Origin of the sequence: Streptomyces sp. NPDC001532, from assembly GCF_040298625.1 — a bacterium.
GTDB lineage: Bacteria > Actinomycetota > Actinomycetes > Streptomycetales > Streptomycetaceae > Streptomyces.
On sequence record NZ_JBEPAL010000001.1, the window covers coordinates 335,450 to 351,373 of the forward strand.

Below are 15,924 nucleotides of genomic sequence, written 5' to 3' on the forward strand. Positions count from 1 at the left end.
AGACCGCACCCACAACCGAACAGCAGTACCCGAGCGCGGCGAGTTTTGCTCATTGTGCTCAGACAGCGATTCAGGCGCTGGTCTCACAGACGCCCGGCCGGATCCCGTGGGGGGAATCCGCACCGGGACATGGGAAGGCGCCCTGGTCGTCGGCCCGTGGGGGGACCGGCGTCAGGGCGCCTTCCGCTTTTTCCGGCTTCTTCAGCTGTGCGGCGCTGTCCGGCCTCTTCAGCTGTGCGGCGCTGTCCGCACCGCGGGTGACGGGGCACCGATCACACGGCGCCCCGCACCGGCAGGTCTCAGCGCTCCTCGACCGGGATGAAGTCCCGCTCGACGACGCCCGTGTAGATCTGGCGCGGGCGGCCGATACGGGAGCCCGGCTCCTTGATCATCTCGTGCCACTGGGCGATCCAGCCCGGCAGCCGGCCGAGGGCGAACAGGACCGTGAACATCTCGGTCGGGAAGCCCATGGCCCGGTAGATCAGACCGGTGTAGAAGTCGACGTTCGGGTAGAGGCTGCGCGAGACGAAGTAGTCGTCGGAGAGCGCGTGCTCCTCCAGCTTCAGCGCGATGTCCAGCAGCTCGTCGGACTTGCCGAGGGCCGAGAGGACATCGTGCGCGGCGGCCTTGATGATCTTGGCGCGCGGGTCGAAGTTCTTGTAGACCCGGTGGCCGAAGCCCATCAGGCGGACGCCGTCCTCCTTGTTCTTCACCTTGCGGATGAAGGAGTCGACGTCGCCGCCCGCGTCGCGGATGCCCTCCAGCATCTCCAGCACCGACTGGTTGGCGCCGCCGTGCAGCGGGCCCCAGAGCGCGTTGATGCCGGCGGAGATCGAGGCGAACATGTTCGCCTGCGAGGAGCCGACCAGGCGGACCGTGGAGGTCGAACAGTTCTGCTCGTGGTCCGCGTGCAGGATCAGCAGCTTGTCGAGCGCGGAGACCACGATCGGGTCCAGCTCGTACTCCTGCGCGGGGACCGAGAAGGTCATGCGCAGGAAGTTCTCGACGTACCCGAGGTCGTTGCGCGGGTAGACGAACGGGTGGCCGACCGACTTCTTGTACGCGTAGGCCGCGATCGTCGGGAGCTTGGCGAGCAGACGGATGGTGGAGAGGTTGCGCTGCTGCTCGTCGAACGGGTTGTGGCTGTCCTGGTAGAACGTGGACAGCGCGGAGACCACCGAGGACAGCATCGCCATCGGGTGGGCGTCCCGCGGGAAGCCGCGGTAGAAGTTCTTGACGTCCTCGTGCAGCAGGGTGTGCCGCGTGATCTCGTCCTTGAAGGTGCTGAGCTCGTCGACGGTCGGCAGCTCGCCGTTGATCAGCAGGTAGGCCACCTCAAGGAAGGTGGAGCGCTCGGCCAGCTGCTCGATCGGGTAGCCGCGGTAGCGGAGGATGCCCGCCTCGCCGTCGAGGTAGGTGATGGCGGATTTATAGGCGGCCGTGTTGCCGTAGCCGCTGTCCAGGGTCACGAGACCGGTCTGGGCGCGGAGCTTGCCGATGTCGAAGCCCTTGTCCCCGACGGTGCTGTCGATCACCGGGTAGGTGTACTCGCCGTCGCCGTACCGCAGTACTACAGAGTTGTCGCTCACGTCATCCCTCACCGACGTTGTGCCTCTTCTTCGAGGTGCCCTGACTGTCTCTACCATCCCCCATTTGGCGCAGGAGAGTGCACTCGGGGTCGACCATTGGGCTTATCGGCGGCACTCAGTGCCGCCAACTTGCTCATCCTGCCCCCTTGATTCACCAACCGGAAGAGCTGTGTGACCTTTGCGACTCGTTTGATCGATCATTTTTTTGCCTCGCTCACGAACAGCGTCCCCGGATGCCCCATCTCACACCGCGAGCGACCCTCCCGAGAGCCGGAAATCGAGCGCCGTGCACCGCCGTCCGGCCGACACCGTGCGCACCGCCTGGCCGATCGCCTTGCGGGACCCGACGAGGACGACGAGCTTCTTGGCCCGGGTGACCGCCGTGTAGAGCAGATTGCGCTGAAGCATCATCCAGGCACCGGTGGTGACCGGGATCACCACCGCCGGGTACTCGCTGCCCTGCGAGCGGTGGATCGTCACCGCGTAGGCGTGGGCCAGCTCGTCCAGTTCGTCGAACTCGTACGGCACCTCCTCGTCCTCGTCGGTCAGCACCGTCAGCCGCTGGTCGACCGGGTCGAGCGAGGTGACCACGCCCACGGTGCCGTTGAAGACACCGTTCTTCCCTTTTTCGTAATTGTTGCGGATCTGGGTGACCTTGTCGCCGACCCGGAAGACCCGGCCGCCGAACCGCTTCTCCGGCACCTCCGGGCGCCCCGGTGTGATGGCCTGCTGGAGCAGGCCGTTGAGGGTGCCGGCACCGGCCGGCCCTCGGTGCATCGGGGCCAGCACCTGCACGTCCCGGCGTGGGTCGAGGCCGAACTTGGCCGGAATGCGGCGGGCCGCCACATCCACGGTGAGCCGGCCGGCCTCCTCCGTCTCGTCCTCGACGAAGAGGAAGAAGTCCTTCAGGCCGTCGGTGAGCGGGTGCTGACCCGCGTTGATGCGGTGCGCGTTGGTGACGACCCCGGACTGCTGGGCCTGGCGGAAGACGCGGGTCAGGCGCACGGCGGGGACGGGGCCGCCGTCGGCGAGGAGGTCTCTGAGCACCTCGCCCGCGCCGACGCTCGGCAGCTGGTCGACATCGCCGACGAAGAGCAGGTGGGCGCCGGGAGGCACGGCCTTGACGAGCTTGTTGGCGAGGAGCAGGTCCAGCATGGACGCCTCGTCGACGACGACCAGATCCGCGTCCAGCGGCCGGTCCCGGTCGTAGGCGGCGTCCCCGCCCGGCTTCAGCTCCAGCAGCCGGTGCACGGTGGACGCCTCGGCGCCGGTCAGCTCCGCGAGCCGCTTGGCGGCCCGGCCGGTCGGCGCGGCGAGCAGCACCTTGGCCCGCTTGGCACGGGCCAGCTCGACGATGGACCGCACCGTGAAGGACTTGCCGCAGCCGGGGCCGCCGGTGAGCACGGCGACCTTCTTCGTCAGCGCCAGCTTGACGGCGGCCTCCTGCTCGGGGGCGAGGTCGGCGCCGGTACGGCCTCTCAGCCAGGCCAGCGCCTTGTCCCAGGCGACGTCCTGGAAGCCGGGCATCCGGTCCTGGTCGGTGCGCAGGAGGCGCAGCAGCTGGGCGGCGAGGGAGAGTTCGGCGCGGTGGAAGGGGACCAGGTAGACGGCGGTGACGGGCTCGCCGGCGGCGCCGTCCGGGCCGGGCACCTTCTCCCGTACGACACCGGGGTCGCCGCCGTCCTCGTCGGGCTCGGCGAGTTCGCTCAGGCACTCGATGACCAGTCCGGTGTCGACCTGGAGCAGCTTGACCGCGTCGGCGATCAGCCGCTCCTCGGGGAGGTAGCAGTGGCCCTGGTCGGCGGACTGGGAGAGGGCGTACTGCAAACCGGCCTTGACGCGTTCGGGGCTGTCGTGCGGGATGCCGACGGACTGGGCGATCTTGTCGGCGGTGAGGAAGCCGATGCCCCAGACGTCGGCGGCGAGGCGGTACGGCTGGTTCTTGACGACGGAGATCGACGCGTCGCCGTACTTCTTGTAGATCCGCACGGCGATAGAGGTGGAGACCTCCACGGTCTGGAGGAACAGCATCACCTCCTTGATCGCCTTCTGCTCCTCCCAGGCGTCGGCGATCTTCTTCGTGCGCTTCGGCCCGAGCCCGGGGACCTCGATGAGCCGCTTGGGCTCCTCTTCGATGATCTTGAGGGTGTCGAGCCCGAAGTGCTGGGTGATGCGGTCGGCGAAGACCGGCCCGATGCCCTTGACCAGGCCGGAGCCCAGGTAGCGGCGGATGCCCTGGACGGTGGCCGGCAGCAGGGTCGTGTAGTTCTCCACGTGGAACTGCTTGCCGTACTGCGGATGCGAGCCCCAGCGGCCCTCCATCCGCAACGACTCCCCCACCTGCGCGCCCAGCAGCGCACCGACGACGGTGAGCAGGTCACCGGCCCCGCGCCCGGTGTCCACACGGGCGACGGTGTAGCCGGTGTCCTCGTTGGCGTAGGTGATGCGCTCCAGCACCCCTTCGACTGTGGCCGGCCGCCACTCGCCGGGGGCCCCTGCCGTCTGGTTGGCCATGATCCGACGGTACCGGCGGGCTGTGACAACGGGCGGCCGGGAGGGGCCTCTCAGTAGTCTTGGGGCATGGACTACGCCAGGATGCGGGCGATCGCCGAGGAACTCGGTGCCTACGCGGAGGGTCTGGAAGGAGCCTGGACCGTCGAGATCGGGCCCTCGGGTCCGATACTGGCCATGATGTGTCCGTCCAAGCGTCACGAGGGCACCATCCGCCGCATCTGCAAGCAGTTGGACACGCAACTGCTCACCACTCACTCCGGCTACATCTGCGCCAGCGGCCCCGAGATCGAACATCCCGCGATCGGTCGCATGCGCCGGCCCGACGCGGTCGTCATCCCGGAGGCCGTCCTCGACGAGGAAGGCCTGGCGGTCGACGCGACGCAGGCGCTGGCCGTGGTGGAGATCGTCTCGCCGTCCAATCCGGACAACGACTACCGGGAGAAGCTGGCCGACTATCCGGCCATGGGCATCCCGCACTACCTGATCGTCGACCCGCGCACCGGCACGATCGAGGTGCACTCCGATCCGTGCAAGGGCCGGTACAGCCGCAAGGAGCCGTACATCTTCGGGGACGCGGTGCCGTTCGGGCCCTGGACGGTGCAGACGGCGGAGTTCCGGCGGTACGGCAAGGACGTCAGGGGCGCGGCGGCCTCTTGAGGGCTTCGAGGAACGCGGTGAAGGCTTCGGCGGGGAAGGTGAGCTGGGGTCCGACTGGGGCTTTGGAGTCGCGGACGGCAGTTCGGGGGTGCCGGAGCGCGATCTCCACGCAGTCGTTGCCGTCACCCTCACCCGAGTAGGAGGACTTCCGCCAATCGCCCGAGGTGGTCATGGGCTGCCTCACAGCTCTCTCGCCAACGTGTTCAGGAAGTCACGCGACCGGTCAGGCGCGAGTGATACAGCCTCTACTTTACGGAAGCGCGTTCGATAAGCGTTCAGTTGGGCTTCGGAGTCGAGGAAGACCGAGCCATGGGGTGCGTCTCGCACCACGGTGTCCAGTTTCGGCAGAGGCCCGCCCACATAGGTCATCGCACTGGAGGCCCTGGCGAAACCGTCCAGGTCGAAGGGAACGATGCGCAGGGTGATGTGATCGGCCTCCGAAAGCTCGGCAAGGCGAATGAGCTGGGACCGCGAGGCGGCACGGTCGCTCACCCTGATCCGCAGCGCCGCTTCATGGATCACCACCTTGTAGGGGACGGAAGAGGGCCTCTCGAGGATCACGCGCCACGCCATTCTGTGACGGATGCGCAGCTCGAGTTCCTCCGCCGCAAGTTCCGGGACCCGCGCGGAGAACACCGCGCGTGCGTAATCCTCCGTCTGCAGCAGACCCGGCACGAACAGGACGGCCACCTCGTTCCGGAACGCCGCGTGGTGGTCCAGTTCGGCAAGGTCCAGGAAGGGGGTCGGCAGTCGGCCCCGGTACTCCTCCCACCAACCTCGTGTCCGATCGGCAGCCATCGCGGCGAGGGCATCGACGAACTGCTCGTCGGTGCAGGCGTAATGGGAAGCCAGCCGGCGAAGCCGGGCCTCGCCACCCTGCTGCGGGCGGAGACGGACGAGGGGACCTACCTCCTCGTGGTCGAGTCACAGGGCAAGGTGGACGACCGCAAGCGGGGCAGCTGGCCCTACTACCTGTCCTACCTGTACGAGAAGTACCGCTGCGAGCCGGTGCTCATCGTCATCACCCAGAACTCCGCCACCGCCAAGTGGGCCTCGCGGCCCATCCGGTTCGGCTTCCCGGGCTGGAACTCACTGACGGTGCGACCGCTCGTGCTCGGCCCGGACAACGTGCCCGTGATCACGGACGAGCGGCAGGCGGAGAGGGACGTACCCCTCGCGGTGCTCTCGGCCATGACGCACGGACGCGGCCGACAGGCCCCGGCCATACTGGAAGCGCTGGCTTCCGCGCTGCGGTCCATCGACTCCGACAGTGCCGCGGTCTTCGTGCAGTTCGTCGACTCATGCCTGACCGACCCCCAGGCGAAGCAGATGTGGAGGGACCTGATGACGGCGATCCAGTACTTCTGGCGACACCCGCTGGCCGAGCAGGTACGGGAGGAAGGCCGGATCGAGAGCTGTCGGCAGATGGTCTTGCAGATCCTGGAGTGGCGCGGCATCCCCGTACCCAACGACATCCGCCATCGCGTCGACACCTGCACCGACCTCCGCCAACTGGAGACCTGGGCCCAGCGCGCCGTCCACGCCGCCGACGCCGCCGAACTGTTCGCCGCCGAGTGAGCCGCCGACCGGCGATCCAGTACGTCTGGCGGCACCCGCTGGCCGAACAGGCACGAGAGGAAGGCCGGGAGCAGGGCCGGGTCGAGATCCGCCGACATCTGGTGCTCAAGATCCTTGAGTGGCGCGGCATCCCCGTGACCGACCGGACCCGCCACCGCGTCGACACCTGCTCCGACCTCGCCCAACTGGAAACCTGGGCCCAGCGAGCCCTGCACGCCACCGACCCGGCGGAGCTGTTCGTCGGGTGACCCCGGGGCCGGTGGGCTCAGCCGCCGCCGGCCCCCGCCACCACGTGGTCGATGACCTTCGCGAACTCCTCCGTCGGGGAGAACTCGACCAGTTCGGTGTCCTCCAGGGCCAGCGGCACATGGCCCGGCGCCCAGTAGTACGCCTGGCCCGCCTCGTAGACCTCCTCGCCCGCCGGTGTCCGCATCCGGATGCGGCCCTTCAGCAGGTAGCCCCAGTGCGGGCACTGGCACGCGTCGTCCGGCAGGCCCTTCAGCGCCGGGCCCATGTCCGTGCCCTGCGGCAGGGTGATCCAGCCGACGGACAGGCCGCCGCCGATCGGCTGCATCCGCACTTCCACTCCGTCGCCTTCGAGTGCGACGGGGACGTCTTTCCGAGTCGCGGATGTCATGGCTCCAGCTCCTTGGGACCTCGCCGGGTGTGGCTCCCCCTCCTTCCAGCCTGGACCCGCTCCACCCCACCCGCTACCGCGCTCATCAGAGCGCACCCCGCGTCACAGTCAGGTTTCGGCCGCGCCTGGGGCTTGATCCCGGCCCGTGCGGGCGGACCTGGCGTTCCGGGCCGGGGTGCCGCCCTTCGTGGAGTGCTGGACGGACTGCCGGCCGAACTGGTGGTCGAGAGCGGCACGGCGGCGACGGAGGTCCGGGCGGCTGGCCTGCCGACGGCCCGCCTCCCCGAGCCGACCCCGGCGAGGCACGGCCGTACGTCGGCAACGGCTGCACACAAATGAACTGCGTGTGACCGGAGATGACGGGCAAAGGGGCGCTTTTGCCGCGAACTTACGCGCCACGAGGAAGAATTGATGCCATCAGTGACACTTCCGTACGGACTTCGACGGAGGTCCCCTCATCCACAGGATGTGATTTACGCGACTCGAGCACCGGGAACTGACACACCGTTCCCTGCCGAACACGCACAACGATGCTGGCAGTTGCCTTGATCGCCACATACGTGGCACGCCGACCACCAGACCCGGCACGCCGTGCCACCGATGCGCCGCTCTCATCACCCTTGGGGGTGACATGCGCGGACCGAGGTTGCCCGTGGCGCCCGGTACTGTGTTGGGCTACCACCGCTCCCCGGAGGGTCCACGAGATGTCGTGGGCGTCCCCGCGGGGTTCACGAACGTGGACCGGAAAGGGGGCGGCCCAATGGCTGCACAGCCTGAGGGGCACCAGAACAGCAAGGCGGACCGGACCTACAACAAGGTCCGCTGGCTCGGGCCGATCTACGCGATCTACAAGATCGTGCGTGAGTTCCTGAGCCACTGAGGGCGAGAGCCCCGACCTGACGGCCGGGGCTCAACCCGTTCTGGTGATGCCAGAGGGCCTCATCTCTACAGCTTCCAGGCAACGGAGATGGGGCTCTCGCCATGTCACCGCGCCGACCGGAAGGGCGAAACTCGGTTGCCTCCCGGGCGCACACAGCCATCTTGCCCTGCTCGCAAGGTCATTCGCGACACCTGCAAGCAGGTTGAGACGGATGCGGAATCGCGGATTCCGGCCCCGCATCAGGCTTAGACCTGCTCAGCAAAGTCGTGAACATGTGAAAGTGGCGCACATCACACGCCAATGGGTGACCGACGGCACAGCCGAACGAGGGGTCAGATGTCCTGATCATCCCGATCTACTGGCGCGTAGCAGGGTCCGTCGCCATGGCGGCGGGAATCGTACAGGATGCCACCGACAACGCATCCTCACCTTGAGCCGACCCTTCGGCGGGTCCTGCGCCGATCCTGACTCCCGAGATGCTTCGAGGGGCCCGGTCGGTGACCGGGCCCCTCGGCTTCTCCCCCTCCGTCAGAACCCCGGCGATCCCCCCGGATCCCCCCGGAATCTCCCCCCGGAAATTCCCTGCAGAAGTTCTGATGCCCTGTACGACCCGCCGGGTGGGCGAAGGGTTGCACGGGGATTCCAAGATTTTTTTCCCGGTGGGCGGGGCGAGCCGGGCACGGCCGTGGCGGGGTGCCGTCACTGTGCGGTGGCCGTGCCCGGTGTCCTCGGTCGCGGGCCGGTCAGGCGGCGTGCTCGGTGAACCGCTCGGCGGTCTCCTTCAGCACCTCGCGTCCGTCCCGGGCCCACAGCTCCTCGTTGAACAGTTCCACCTCGATGGCGCCGGTGTATCCGGCGGCCTCGACGTAGCCCTTCCACTCGCGCATGTCGATCGCGCCGTCGCCGATCTGGCCGCGGCCGTTGAGGACGCCCTCGGGCAACGGGGTGGTCCAGTCGGCGAGCTGGAAGGTGTGGATGCGGCCGCCGGCGCCGGCGCGGGCGATCTGCGCGGGCGCCTGGTCGTCCCACCAGATGTGGTACGTGTCCACGGTGACGCCGACCTGGTGGGCGGGGAAGCGTTCCGCCAGGTCGAGGGCCTGGGCCAGGGTGGAGACGACACAGCGGTCGGAGGCGAACATCGGGTGCAGGGGCTCGATCGCCAGCTTCACGCCGTGCCGCTCGGCGTACGGCCCGAGTTCCGCCAGTGCGTCCGCGATGCGTTCGCGGGCGCCGTGCAGGTCCTTGGAGCCGGCGGGCAGGCCGCCGGAGACCAGGACGAGGGTGTCGGTGCCCAGCGTCGCGGCCTCGTCGACCGCCCTGCGGTTGTCGGCGAGGGCCGCCGCGCGCTCGGCCGGGTCGATCGCCGTGAGGAAGCCGCCGCGGCACAGGGTCGTCACCGTCAGGCCTGCGTCGCGGACCAGTTTCGCGGTGGCCTCGACGCCGTACGACTGGACCGGTTCGCGCCACAGGCCCACGTTGCGGACGCCCAGGGCGGTGCAGGCGTCGGCGAGTTCGGGCACCGACAGCTGCTTCACCGTCATCTGGTTGATGGAGAAGCGTTCGAGGGACGGTGTCGTCACTGGGTCACTCCGTACAGCGCCAGGAGGGTCTTCATCCGCTCCTCGGCCAGTTTGGGGTCGGGGAACAGGCCGAGGCCGTCGGCGAGTTCGTAGGCGCGGGCGAAGTGCGGCAGGGAGCGGGCCGACTGGAGGCCGCCGACCATGGTGAAGTGCGACTGGTGGCCGGCCAGCCAGGCCAGGAACACCACGCCCGTCTTGTAGAAGCGGGTGGGCGCCTGGAACAGGTGCCGGGACAGCTCGACGGTGGGGTCGAGGAGGCCGCGGAAGCCGCTCACGTCACCGGTGTCGAGGGTCCGGACCGCCTGCGCGGCCAGCGGCCCGAGCGGGTCGAAGATGCCGAGCAGGGCGTGGCTGAAGCCCTGCTCGTCGCCCGCGATCAGCTCGGGGTAGTTGAAGTCGTCACCGGTGTAGCAGCGCACGCCCTGCGGGAGGCGGCGGCGCAGGTCGATCTCGCGCTGCGCGTCGAGCAGCGAGACCTTGATGCCGTCGACCTTGTCGGGGTGGGCGGCGATGACCTCCAGGAAGGTGTCGGTGGCCGCGTCGAGGTCGGGCGAGCCCCAGTAGCCCTCCAGCGCCGGGTCGAACATCGGGCCGAGCCAGTGCAGGATCACCGGCTCGGCGGCCTGGCGCAGCAGGTGGCCGTAGATCTCCAGGTAGTCCTCGGGGCCGCGGGCCGCGGCGGCCAGGGCGCGGGAGGCCATCAGGATGGCCTGGGCGCCGGCCTGCTCGACGACGGCCAGCTGCTCCTCGTAGGCCGCCCGCACCTCGGCCAGGCCGGCCGGGCCGGTGAGCTGGTCGGTGCCGACACCGCAGGCGATCAGGCCGCCGACCGCCTTGGCCTCGGCGGCGGAGCGGCGGATCAGCTCGGCCGCGCCCGCCCAGTCCAGGCCCATGCCGCGCTGGGCGGTGTCCATCGCCTCGGCGACGCCGAGCCCGTGCGACCACAGGTGGCGGCGGAAGGCGAGGGTGGCGTCCCAGTCGACGGCGGCCGGGGAGTCGGGGCTGACGTCGGCGAACGGGTCGGCGACGACGTGCGCCGCGGAGAAGACCGTACGGGAGGTGAAGGCGGCGCCGGAGGTGACGGCGAGGGGTTCGGTGCGGGGCTCGTAGGTGCGCAGCGTGCCCCGTGCGTCCGGGAGCTGGATGGTCACAGCGAGATCTCCGGGACGTCGAGGCGGCGGCCCTCGGCCGAGGACTTCAGGCCCAGCTCGGCGAGCTGGACACCGCGGGCGCCGGCGAGCAGGTCCCAGTGGTAGGGGGCGTCGGCGTAGACGTGCTTGAGGAACAGCTCCCACTGGGCCTTGAACCCGTTGTCGAACTCGGCGTTGTCGGGCACCTCCTGCCACTGGTCGCGGAAGACCTCGGTGGCGGGGATGTCCGGGTTCCACACCGGCTTGGGGGTGGCGCTGCGGTGCTGGACACGGCAGTTGCGCAGGCCCGCGACGGCGGAGCCCTCGGTGCCGTCGACCTGGAACTCGACGAGTTCGTCGCGGTTGACGCGGACCGTCCAGGAGGAATTGATCTGGGCGATCGCGCCGCCGTCCAGCTCGAAGATGCCGTAGGCGGCGTCGTCGGCGGTGGCGTCGTAGGGCTTGTCGTTCTCGTCCCAGCGCTGCGGGATGTGGGTGGCGGTGAGGGCCTGGACGGACTTCACCCGGCCGAACAGCTCGTGCAGCACGTACTCCCAGTGCGGGAACATGTCGACGACGATGCCGCCGCCGTCCTCGGCGCGGTAGTTCCAGGAGGGGCGCTGGGCCTGCTGCCAGTCGCCCTCGAAGACCCAGTAGCCGAACTCGCCGCGCACGGACAGGATGCGGCCGAAGAAGCCGCCGTCGATGAGCCGCTTCAGCTTCAGCAGGCCGGGGAGGAAGAGCTTGTCCTGGACGACGCCGTGCTTGATGCCGGCCTCGTTCGCCAGGCGGGCCAGCTCCAGGGCGCCTTCCAGGCCGGTGGCGGTGGGCTTCTCGGTGTAGATGTGCTTGCCGGCCGCGATCGCCTTCCGGATCGCCTCCTCGCGGGCCGAGGTGACCTGGGCGTCGAAGTAGATGTCGACGGTCGGGTCGGCGAGGACCGCGTCCAGGTCGGTGGAGACGTGCTCCAGGCCGTGCTGCTCGGCGAGCGCCTTGAGCGCGTGCTCGCGGCGGCCGACCAGGATCGGCTCCGGCCACAGCACGGTGCCGTCGCCGAGGTCGAGGCCGCCCTGTTCGCGCAGGGCGAGGATGGAGCGGACCAGGTGCTGGCGATAGCCCATGCGTCCGGTCACACCGTTCATGGCGATACGCACCGTCTTGCGTGTCACGTCGGTCCCTTCTCAAGCGTTGTACGCGGGGTGTGCGCGCCGCGTACGCCCCCTGGCACGGACTGGTGAGCGGTACAGCAAGCGCTTTCTATGTGATGAGAAGCTAGCCTCTCCGCAGGGGTCTGGACAAGACCACCGCACACTCGACTTGTTCGAGGGGGCGAACACGCGGGGCCGACGGCCTTATGGTCTGCACGGAACCGCGAGCGGTCGGGGGCCGTGTACGACGTCGTGGCGGGAAGATCCCTGCGAGCAGTGCCGGGATCCCTCCCCCCGCGACCCCCCACACCGAGGCCCACGACGTACGACGAGGTACGACAGATGCGCGAGACGCGCGACCGGAGGACGACGAGATGACGGTGACCCTGGCGGACGTGGCGGCCCGCGCCCAGGTCTCGCCCGCGACGGTGTCGCGCGTGCTCAACGGGAACTATCCCGTGGCCGCCTCGACCCGTGAGCGGGTCCTGAAGGCGGTCGACGAACTGGACTACGTCCTCAACGGCCCCGCGAGCGCGCTCGCCGCCGCGACCTCCGACCTCGTCGGCATCCTCGTCAACGACATCGCCGACCCCTTCTTCGGGATCATGGCCGGTGCCATCCAGTCCGAGATCGGCGGACCCGGCGGACGCGCCGGCGGCGAACGGCTGGCCGTCGTCTGCAACACCGGTGGCTCACCGGAACGCGAACTGACCTATCTGACGCTGCTGCAACGCCAGCGGGCCGCGGCCGTGGTGCTCACCGGCGGCGCCATCGAGAACGCGCCGCACGCGGCGGCCGTCGCGACGAAACTGCGGAAGCTGGCCGAGGCCGGGACCCGGGTCGTGCTCTGCGGGCGGCCGCCCGCGCCCGACACCGACGCGGTCGCCCTGACCTTCGACAACCGGGGCGGCGGCAAGCAGCTCACCGAACACCTGCTCGGCCTCGGCCACCGCAGGCTCGGCTACATCGCGGGCCCCGAGGAGCGCACCACCACCCGGCACCGCCTGGAGGGCCACCGCGCCGCACTCGCCGCCGCGGGCGTCGAGGAGGACCCCCGCTGGACGGTGCACGGCCGCTACGACCGCCGCTCCGGCTACGAGGCGACCCTGGAACTGCTGCGCCGCGACCCGACGCTGACCGCGATCGTCGCCGCCAACGACTCCGTCGCCCTCGGCGCCTGCGCCGCCCTGCGCGAGTCCGGTCTGCGCATCCCGGAGGACGTCTCCGTCGCCGGCTTCGACGACCTCCCCTTCAGCATCGACGCCGTCCCCGCCCTGACGACGGTCCGCCTCCCCCTCGCCGAGGCGGGCGCCCGCGCCGGCCGCATCGCCATGGGCCGCGAGGAACCGCCCCCCGGCGGAATCGCCACGGTGCGCGGCGAGTTGATGGTCCGGGGGTCCTCGGGCGCACCTCGGGGCTGAGGGGGCGGCGGGGCCGGGACGACCGGGCTGAGAACAGCCGTGCCGAAACGGCCGCGCTGAAACGGCCGCGCCGAAACAGCCGGGCTGCAACGGCGGAACCGAGACGGCGAGGGCTGCGCGGGCTACGGGGGCTACGGGGGCTACGGGGGCTACGAGAGCTGAGACCGCCGGTCCGAGACGGCGGAGCCGAGACGGCCGGGCCGGAGCGGCAAGGGCCGAGACGGCGAGGGCTGAAGCCGCCGGTCCGAGACGGCCGGGCCAGACCGGCAGGGGCCGAGACGGCGAGGGCTACGAGGGCTGAGGCCGCCGGTCCGACACGGCGGAGCCAGGACGGCCGGACCGTGACCGCCGCGCCGGCCAGGCCGTGACCCACGCGCCGGCCAGGCCGGGACCGCCGCGTCGGCCAGGCCGGGACCGCCGCGTCGGCCAGGCCGGGACCGCCGCGTCGGCCGGGGCGGGAGCGCAAGGGTCGGACGGTCGGGCCAGGACGGCGAGGGCGGCCGGTGGCTACCAGCTCACCGGTGGCCACGGGCACCGAGTCGAGCGGCAGCGGGGCGGTGAGGCCCGGAGGGCGAGCGGTCGGGTCGGGTCAGGTGGTCGTTCGTTCCTTCGCGCTGCGTTCCACGCAGAACTCGTTGTCCTCCGGATCGGTCAGGGTGACCCAGCCCGTGCCGTCGGGGCGGCGGTGGTCGCTGTGCGGGCGGGCGCCGAGGGCGAGCAGGCGGTCGACCTCCTCGTCGCGGGTGCGGTCCTGGGGCTGGAGGTCCCAGTGGACGCGGTTCTTCACCGACTTGGGGCCGTCGACGCGGACGAAGAGCAGCGTGGCCGTCGGCGTGGTCACCAGGGCCTCGGGGTCGCCGGGGAGGTCGTCCTCGCCGAGCGTGCCGTCCAGCGCCCGCGCCCAGAAGGCGGCCAGGGTGTAGGGGTCGGCGGAGTCGACGGTGATGTGACGGATGAGTGAGGTCATGCCGGTCACCGCAGCACGCCGGCCCCTCGGGCGGCAAGGAGATTACGGCCCGTACGGCGCCTGCCCGTGCCCCTGCGACCAGACGAGCGGCTCGGTGCCGGCGTAGGCACAGGCGCGCTCACCGGGCCGTCCGGTGCGGTGAGGATCCGTACTGGTCGTTTCGCGGGCGGGCCGGTCCCGGCGGAGGGTGCTCGTGGGGCCGTCGAGTGCGGGGGGGGGGAGGATCCGTACTGGTCGTTTCGCGGGCGGGCCGGCCCTCGGGCGATTAGTTTCGGTCTCGCCGGCCGTCCTACTCTCCGGCAGCGACACCGAGACGTGGGAGACACCACCATGCGCATCGTCATCAGCGAGTTCATCAGCCTCGACGGCGTCGTCCAGGCCCCCGGCGGCCCGCAGGAGGACACCGACGGCGGCTTCGCGCACGGCGGCTGGACGCACCCCTTCTTCGACCCGGAGGTCGTCGGCGGCGCCTTCGACGCGGCGCTGCGGGAGGCCGACGCGCTGCTGTTCGGGCGGCGGACCTGGCAGGCCATGGCGGCGGCGTGGCCCGAGCGGGGCGGGGACCCGTTCGCGGACCGGATGAACACGCTCCGCAAGTACGTCGTCTCCGACTCGCTCGGCGACTCCGACCTGACCTGGGACAACTCCGTGCGGATCCCGGTCGCGGAGGCGGTCGCCGAGCTGCGCAAGCTGCGCGAGGGCGAGGGCGGCGACCTGCTGGTCATGGGCAGCCCGACCCTCGCCCGCACGCTGATCGCCGAGGGCCTGGCGGACGAGCTGCGGCTCATCGTGATGCCGGTGGTGCTGGGCGGCGGCAAGTCGATCTTCCCGGACGGCGGTGCGAAGTTCCCCTTCGAGCTGGTCTCCACGACCAGGTCGGACGTCGGCACGCTGGTGAACGTGTACCGGCGGGCGACAGCCGAGTAGGCGCCGGAGCCGCCGGACGGGCGGCTCGATCTGCGCGCGGCGGCGGAGTCACGAGTAGGGTCGCTGAGTATGAAACTGGCGTTCTCCACCCTCGGCGTCCCCGGTCTCCCGCTCCCCGACGTGCTGCGCCTGGCGGCCTCGCACGGTTATCACGGCGTCGAACTGCGCGCGCACCGCGAGGAGCCGGTGCATCCAGGGATCGACGCGGCGGAGCGCGCGGACGTCGCGGCCGGGTTCAAGGCGGCCGGGGTGGAGCTGCTCGGCCTCGCCGGGTACGCGCGGGTGGCGGCGCCGGGGGACGACGAGCCGGTGCTGGAGGAGATCCGCGGCCTGGTGGAGCTGGCCGGCGATCTGGGCGCCCCGTTCGTCCGGGTCTTCCCGGGCGCCGACGTGGTGGGCCAGCCGATGGCGGAGGCGGACGCGATCGCCGCCCGGCGGCTGGGCGTCGCCGCCGAACTGGCCGCCGACGCGGACGTGCGGATCCTGCTGGAGACCCATGACTCGCACCGCACCGGCGCGGACGCGATCCGCATCCTCGGCCCGGTCGGGCACCGGCACGTGGGCGCCCTGTGGGACGTGATGCACACCTGGCTGGGCGGCGAGCAGCCGTCGGAGACGTACGCGGCCCTCGCCCCGCACCTCGGCTATGTGCAGGTCAAGGACATCGCCTCGGCCGACGACAGCGCCCCGCTGCCGCTGGGCGAGGGGGTGCTGCCGCTCGCCGAGTGCGTGGAGGTGCTGTCCCGGCACGGCTGGGACGGCTGGCTGTGCTGGGAGTACGAGAAGCGCTGGTACGAGGCGGCGGCCCCGCTGCCCGGACTGCTCACCGCGGGCCACGACCATCTGGCCCGGCTCCTCAACGACTCGGCGTGAGCGCGCCGCCCCGGGTGGCGGTG

At 70.5% G+C, this 15,924-nt stretch carries 14 protein-coding genes and 1 pseudogene; 6 read left to right on the forward strand and 9 right to left on the reverse strand.

The window, feature by feature from the left end:
* Window positions 1-299 precede the first annotated feature (299 nt).
* A complete protein-coding gene (locus ABT232_RS01500) occupies window positions 300-1,589 on the reverse strand; it encodes a citrate synthase (RefSeq protein ID WP_351834235.1) in 1,290 nt (429 codons plus the stop codon).
* Between the two features lie 243 nt (window positions 1,590-1,832).
* Window positions 1,833-4,103 carry an SF1B family DNA helicase RecD2 gene (gene recD2, locus ABT232_RS01505; RefSeq protein WP_351834238.1) on the reverse strand — a complete coding sequence of 757 codons (2,271 nt, stop codon included), beginning with the start codon at window positions 4,101-4,103 and terminating at the stop codon, window positions 1,833-1,835.
* 66 nt (window positions 4,104-4,169) lie between these two features.
* On the opposite strand from recD2, the gene ABT232_RS01510 reads away from it, so the two are divergent.
* Window positions 4,170-4,760 (forward strand): Uma2 family endonuclease, encoded by a 591-nt coding sequence (locus tag ABT232_RS01510; protein WP_351834241.1) that lies wholly within the window; start codon window positions 4,170-4,172, stop codon window positions 4,758-4,760.
* On the opposite strand, the gene ABT232_RS01515 is transcribed toward ABT232_RS01510, so the two are convergent.
* Window positions 4,738-4,932, reverse strand: a complete 195-nt coding sequence (locus ABT232_RS01515) for a DUF397 domain-containing protein (protein ID WP_351834244.1) — start codon at window positions 4,930-4,932, stop codon at window positions 4,738-4,740. The genes ABT232_RS01510 and ABT232_RS01515 overlap by 23 nt on opposite strands.
* Before the next feature lie 8 nt (window positions 4,933-4,940).
* Window positions 4,941-5,630: pseudogene (locus tag ABT232_RS01520) on the reverse strand (DUF5753 domain-containing protein); the annotation flags it as partial.
* On the opposite strand from ABT232_RS01520, the gene ABT232_RS01525 reads away from it, so the two are divergent.
* Window positions 5,601-6,338, forward strand: coding sequence for a hypothetical protein (locus tag ABT232_RS01525; protein ID WP_351834246.1), 738 nt, complete (start codon window positions 5,601-5,603; stop codon window positions 6,336-6,338). The pseudogene ABT232_RS01520 and the gene ABT232_RS01525 overlap by 30 nt on opposite strands.
* Window positions 6,335-6,586, forward strand: a complete 252-nt coding sequence (locus ABT232_RS01530; protein WP_351834249.1) for a hypothetical protein — start codon at window positions 6,335-6,337, stop codon at window positions 6,584-6,586. The genes ABT232_RS01525 and ABT232_RS01530 overlap by 4 nt, the downstream gene beginning before the upstream one ends.
* Window positions 6,587-6,603: 17 nt before the next feature.
* Here ABT232_RS01530 and ABT232_RS01535 read toward each other — a convergent pair whose 3' ends face one another.
* The 4 genes from ABT232_RS01535 to ABT232_RS01550 form a co-directional block, all read right to left on the reverse strand.
* Entirely contained in the window at window positions 6,604-6,975 is a 372-nt protein-coding gene (locus ABT232_RS01535; RefSeq protein ID WP_351834251.1) for a cupin domain-containing protein, read from the reverse strand.
* A 1,623-nt stretch (window positions 6,976-8,598) separates the two neighbouring features.
* Window positions 8,599-9,396 carry a sugar phosphate isomerase/epimerase family protein gene (locus ABT232_RS01540; RefSeq protein ID WP_450871659.1) on the reverse strand — a complete coding sequence of 266 codons (798 nt, stop codon included), beginning with the start codon at window positions 9,394-9,396 and terminating at the stop codon, window positions 8,599-8,601.
* 35 nt (window positions 9,397-9,431) lie between these two features.
* Window positions 9,432-10,586, reverse strand: coding sequence for a dihydrodipicolinate synthase family protein (locus ABT232_RS01545; protein WP_351834256.1), 1,155 nt, complete (start codon window positions 10,584-10,586; stop codon window positions 9,432-9,434).
* On the reverse strand, window positions 10,583-11,734 hold the full coding sequence (locus ABT232_RS01550) for a Gfo/Idh/MocA family protein (protein ID WP_351834259.1): 1,152 nt from the start codon (window positions 11,732-11,734) through the stop codon (window positions 10,583-10,585). The genes ABT232_RS01545 and ABT232_RS01550 overlap by 4 nt, the downstream gene beginning before the upstream one ends.
* A 353-nt stretch (window positions 11,735-12,087) precedes the next feature.
* Here ABT232_RS01550 and ABT232_RS01555 point away from each other — a divergent pair, with 353 nt between their 5' ends.
* On the forward strand, window positions 12,088-13,134 hold the full coding sequence (locus ABT232_RS01555) for a LacI family DNA-binding transcriptional regulator (protein WP_351834262.1): 1,047 nt from the start codon (window positions 12,088-12,090) through the stop codon (window positions 13,132-13,134).
* Between the two features lie 589 nt (window positions 13,135-13,723).
* Here ABT232_RS01555 and ABT232_RS01560 read toward each other — a convergent pair.
* Window positions 13,724-14,101 (reverse strand): VOC family protein, encoded by a 378-nt coding sequence (locus ABT232_RS01560; protein WP_351834265.1) that lies wholly within the window; start codon window positions 14,099-14,101, stop codon window positions 13,724-13,726.
* A gap of 330 nt (window positions 14,102-14,431) precedes the next feature.
* Between ABT232_RS01560 and ABT232_RS01565 the strand changes: the two genes are divergently transcribed.
* Both ABT232_RS01565 and ABT232_RS01570 read left to right on the forward strand, forming a co-directional pair.
* Window positions 14,432-15,028: a dihydrofolate reductase family protein gene (locus tag ABT232_RS01565; RefSeq protein ID WP_351834268.1), complete on the forward strand. Its 597-nt coding sequence runs from the start codon at window positions 14,432-14,434 to the stop codon at window positions 15,026-15,028.
* A 69-nt stretch (window positions 15,029-15,097) separates the two neighbouring features.
* The gene (locus ABT232_RS01570) at window positions 15,098-15,901 is read left to right on the forward strand and encodes a sugar phosphate isomerase/epimerase family protein (protein WP_351834271.1); all 804 of its coding nucleotides are present in this window, start codon (window positions 15,098-15,100) and stop codon (window positions 15,899-15,901) included.
* Window positions 15,902-15,924: the final 23 nt, after the last annotated feature.

What these genes read in the sequence shown, in the direction of transcription:
- ABT232_RS01540 (WP_450871659.1), bottom strand. Translation starts at nt 9,396, where the DNA reads ATGACGGTGAAGCAGCTGTCGGTGCCCGAACTCGCCGACGCCTGCACC.
- ABT232_RS01570 (WP_351834271.1), top strand. Translation starts at nt 15,098, where the DNA reads ATGAAACTGGCGTTCTCCACCCTCGGCGTCCCCGGTCTCCCGCTCCCC.
- ABT232_RS01565 (WP_351834268.1), top strand. Translation starts at nt 14,432, where the DNA reads ATGCGCATCGTCATCAGCGAGTTCATCAGCCTCGACGGCGTCGTCCAG.
- ABT232_RS01515 (WP_351834244.1), bottom strand. Translation starts at nt 4,932, where the DNA reads ATGACCACCTCGGGCGATTGGCGGAAGTCCTCCTACTCGGGTGAGGGT.
- ABT232_RS01510 (WP_351834241.1), top strand. Translation starts at nt 4,170, where the DNA reads ATGGACTACGCCAGGATGCGGGCGATCGCCGAGGAACTCGGTGCCTAC.
- ABT232_RS01560 (WP_351834265.1), bottom strand. Translation starts at nt 14,101, where the DNA reads ATGACCTCACTCATCCGTCACATCACCGTCGACTCCGCCGACCCCTAC.
- ABT232_RS01535 (WP_351834251.1), bottom strand. Translation starts at nt 6,975, where the DNA reads ATGACATCCGCGACTCGGAAAGACGTCCCCGTCGCACTCGAAGGCGAC.
- recD2 (WP_351834238.1), bottom strand. Translation starts at nt 4,103, where the DNA reads ATGGCCAACCAGACGGCAGGGGCCCCCGGCGAGTGGCGGCCGGCCACA.
- ABT232_RS01555 (WP_351834262.1), top strand. Translation starts at nt 12,088, where the DNA reads ATGACGGTGACCCTGGCGGACGTGGCGGCCCGCGCCCAGGTCTCGCCC.
- ABT232_RS01525 (WP_351834246.1), top strand. Translation starts at nt 5,601, where the DNA reads ATGGGAAGCCAGCCGGCGAAGCCGGGCCTCGCCACCCTGCTGCGGGCG.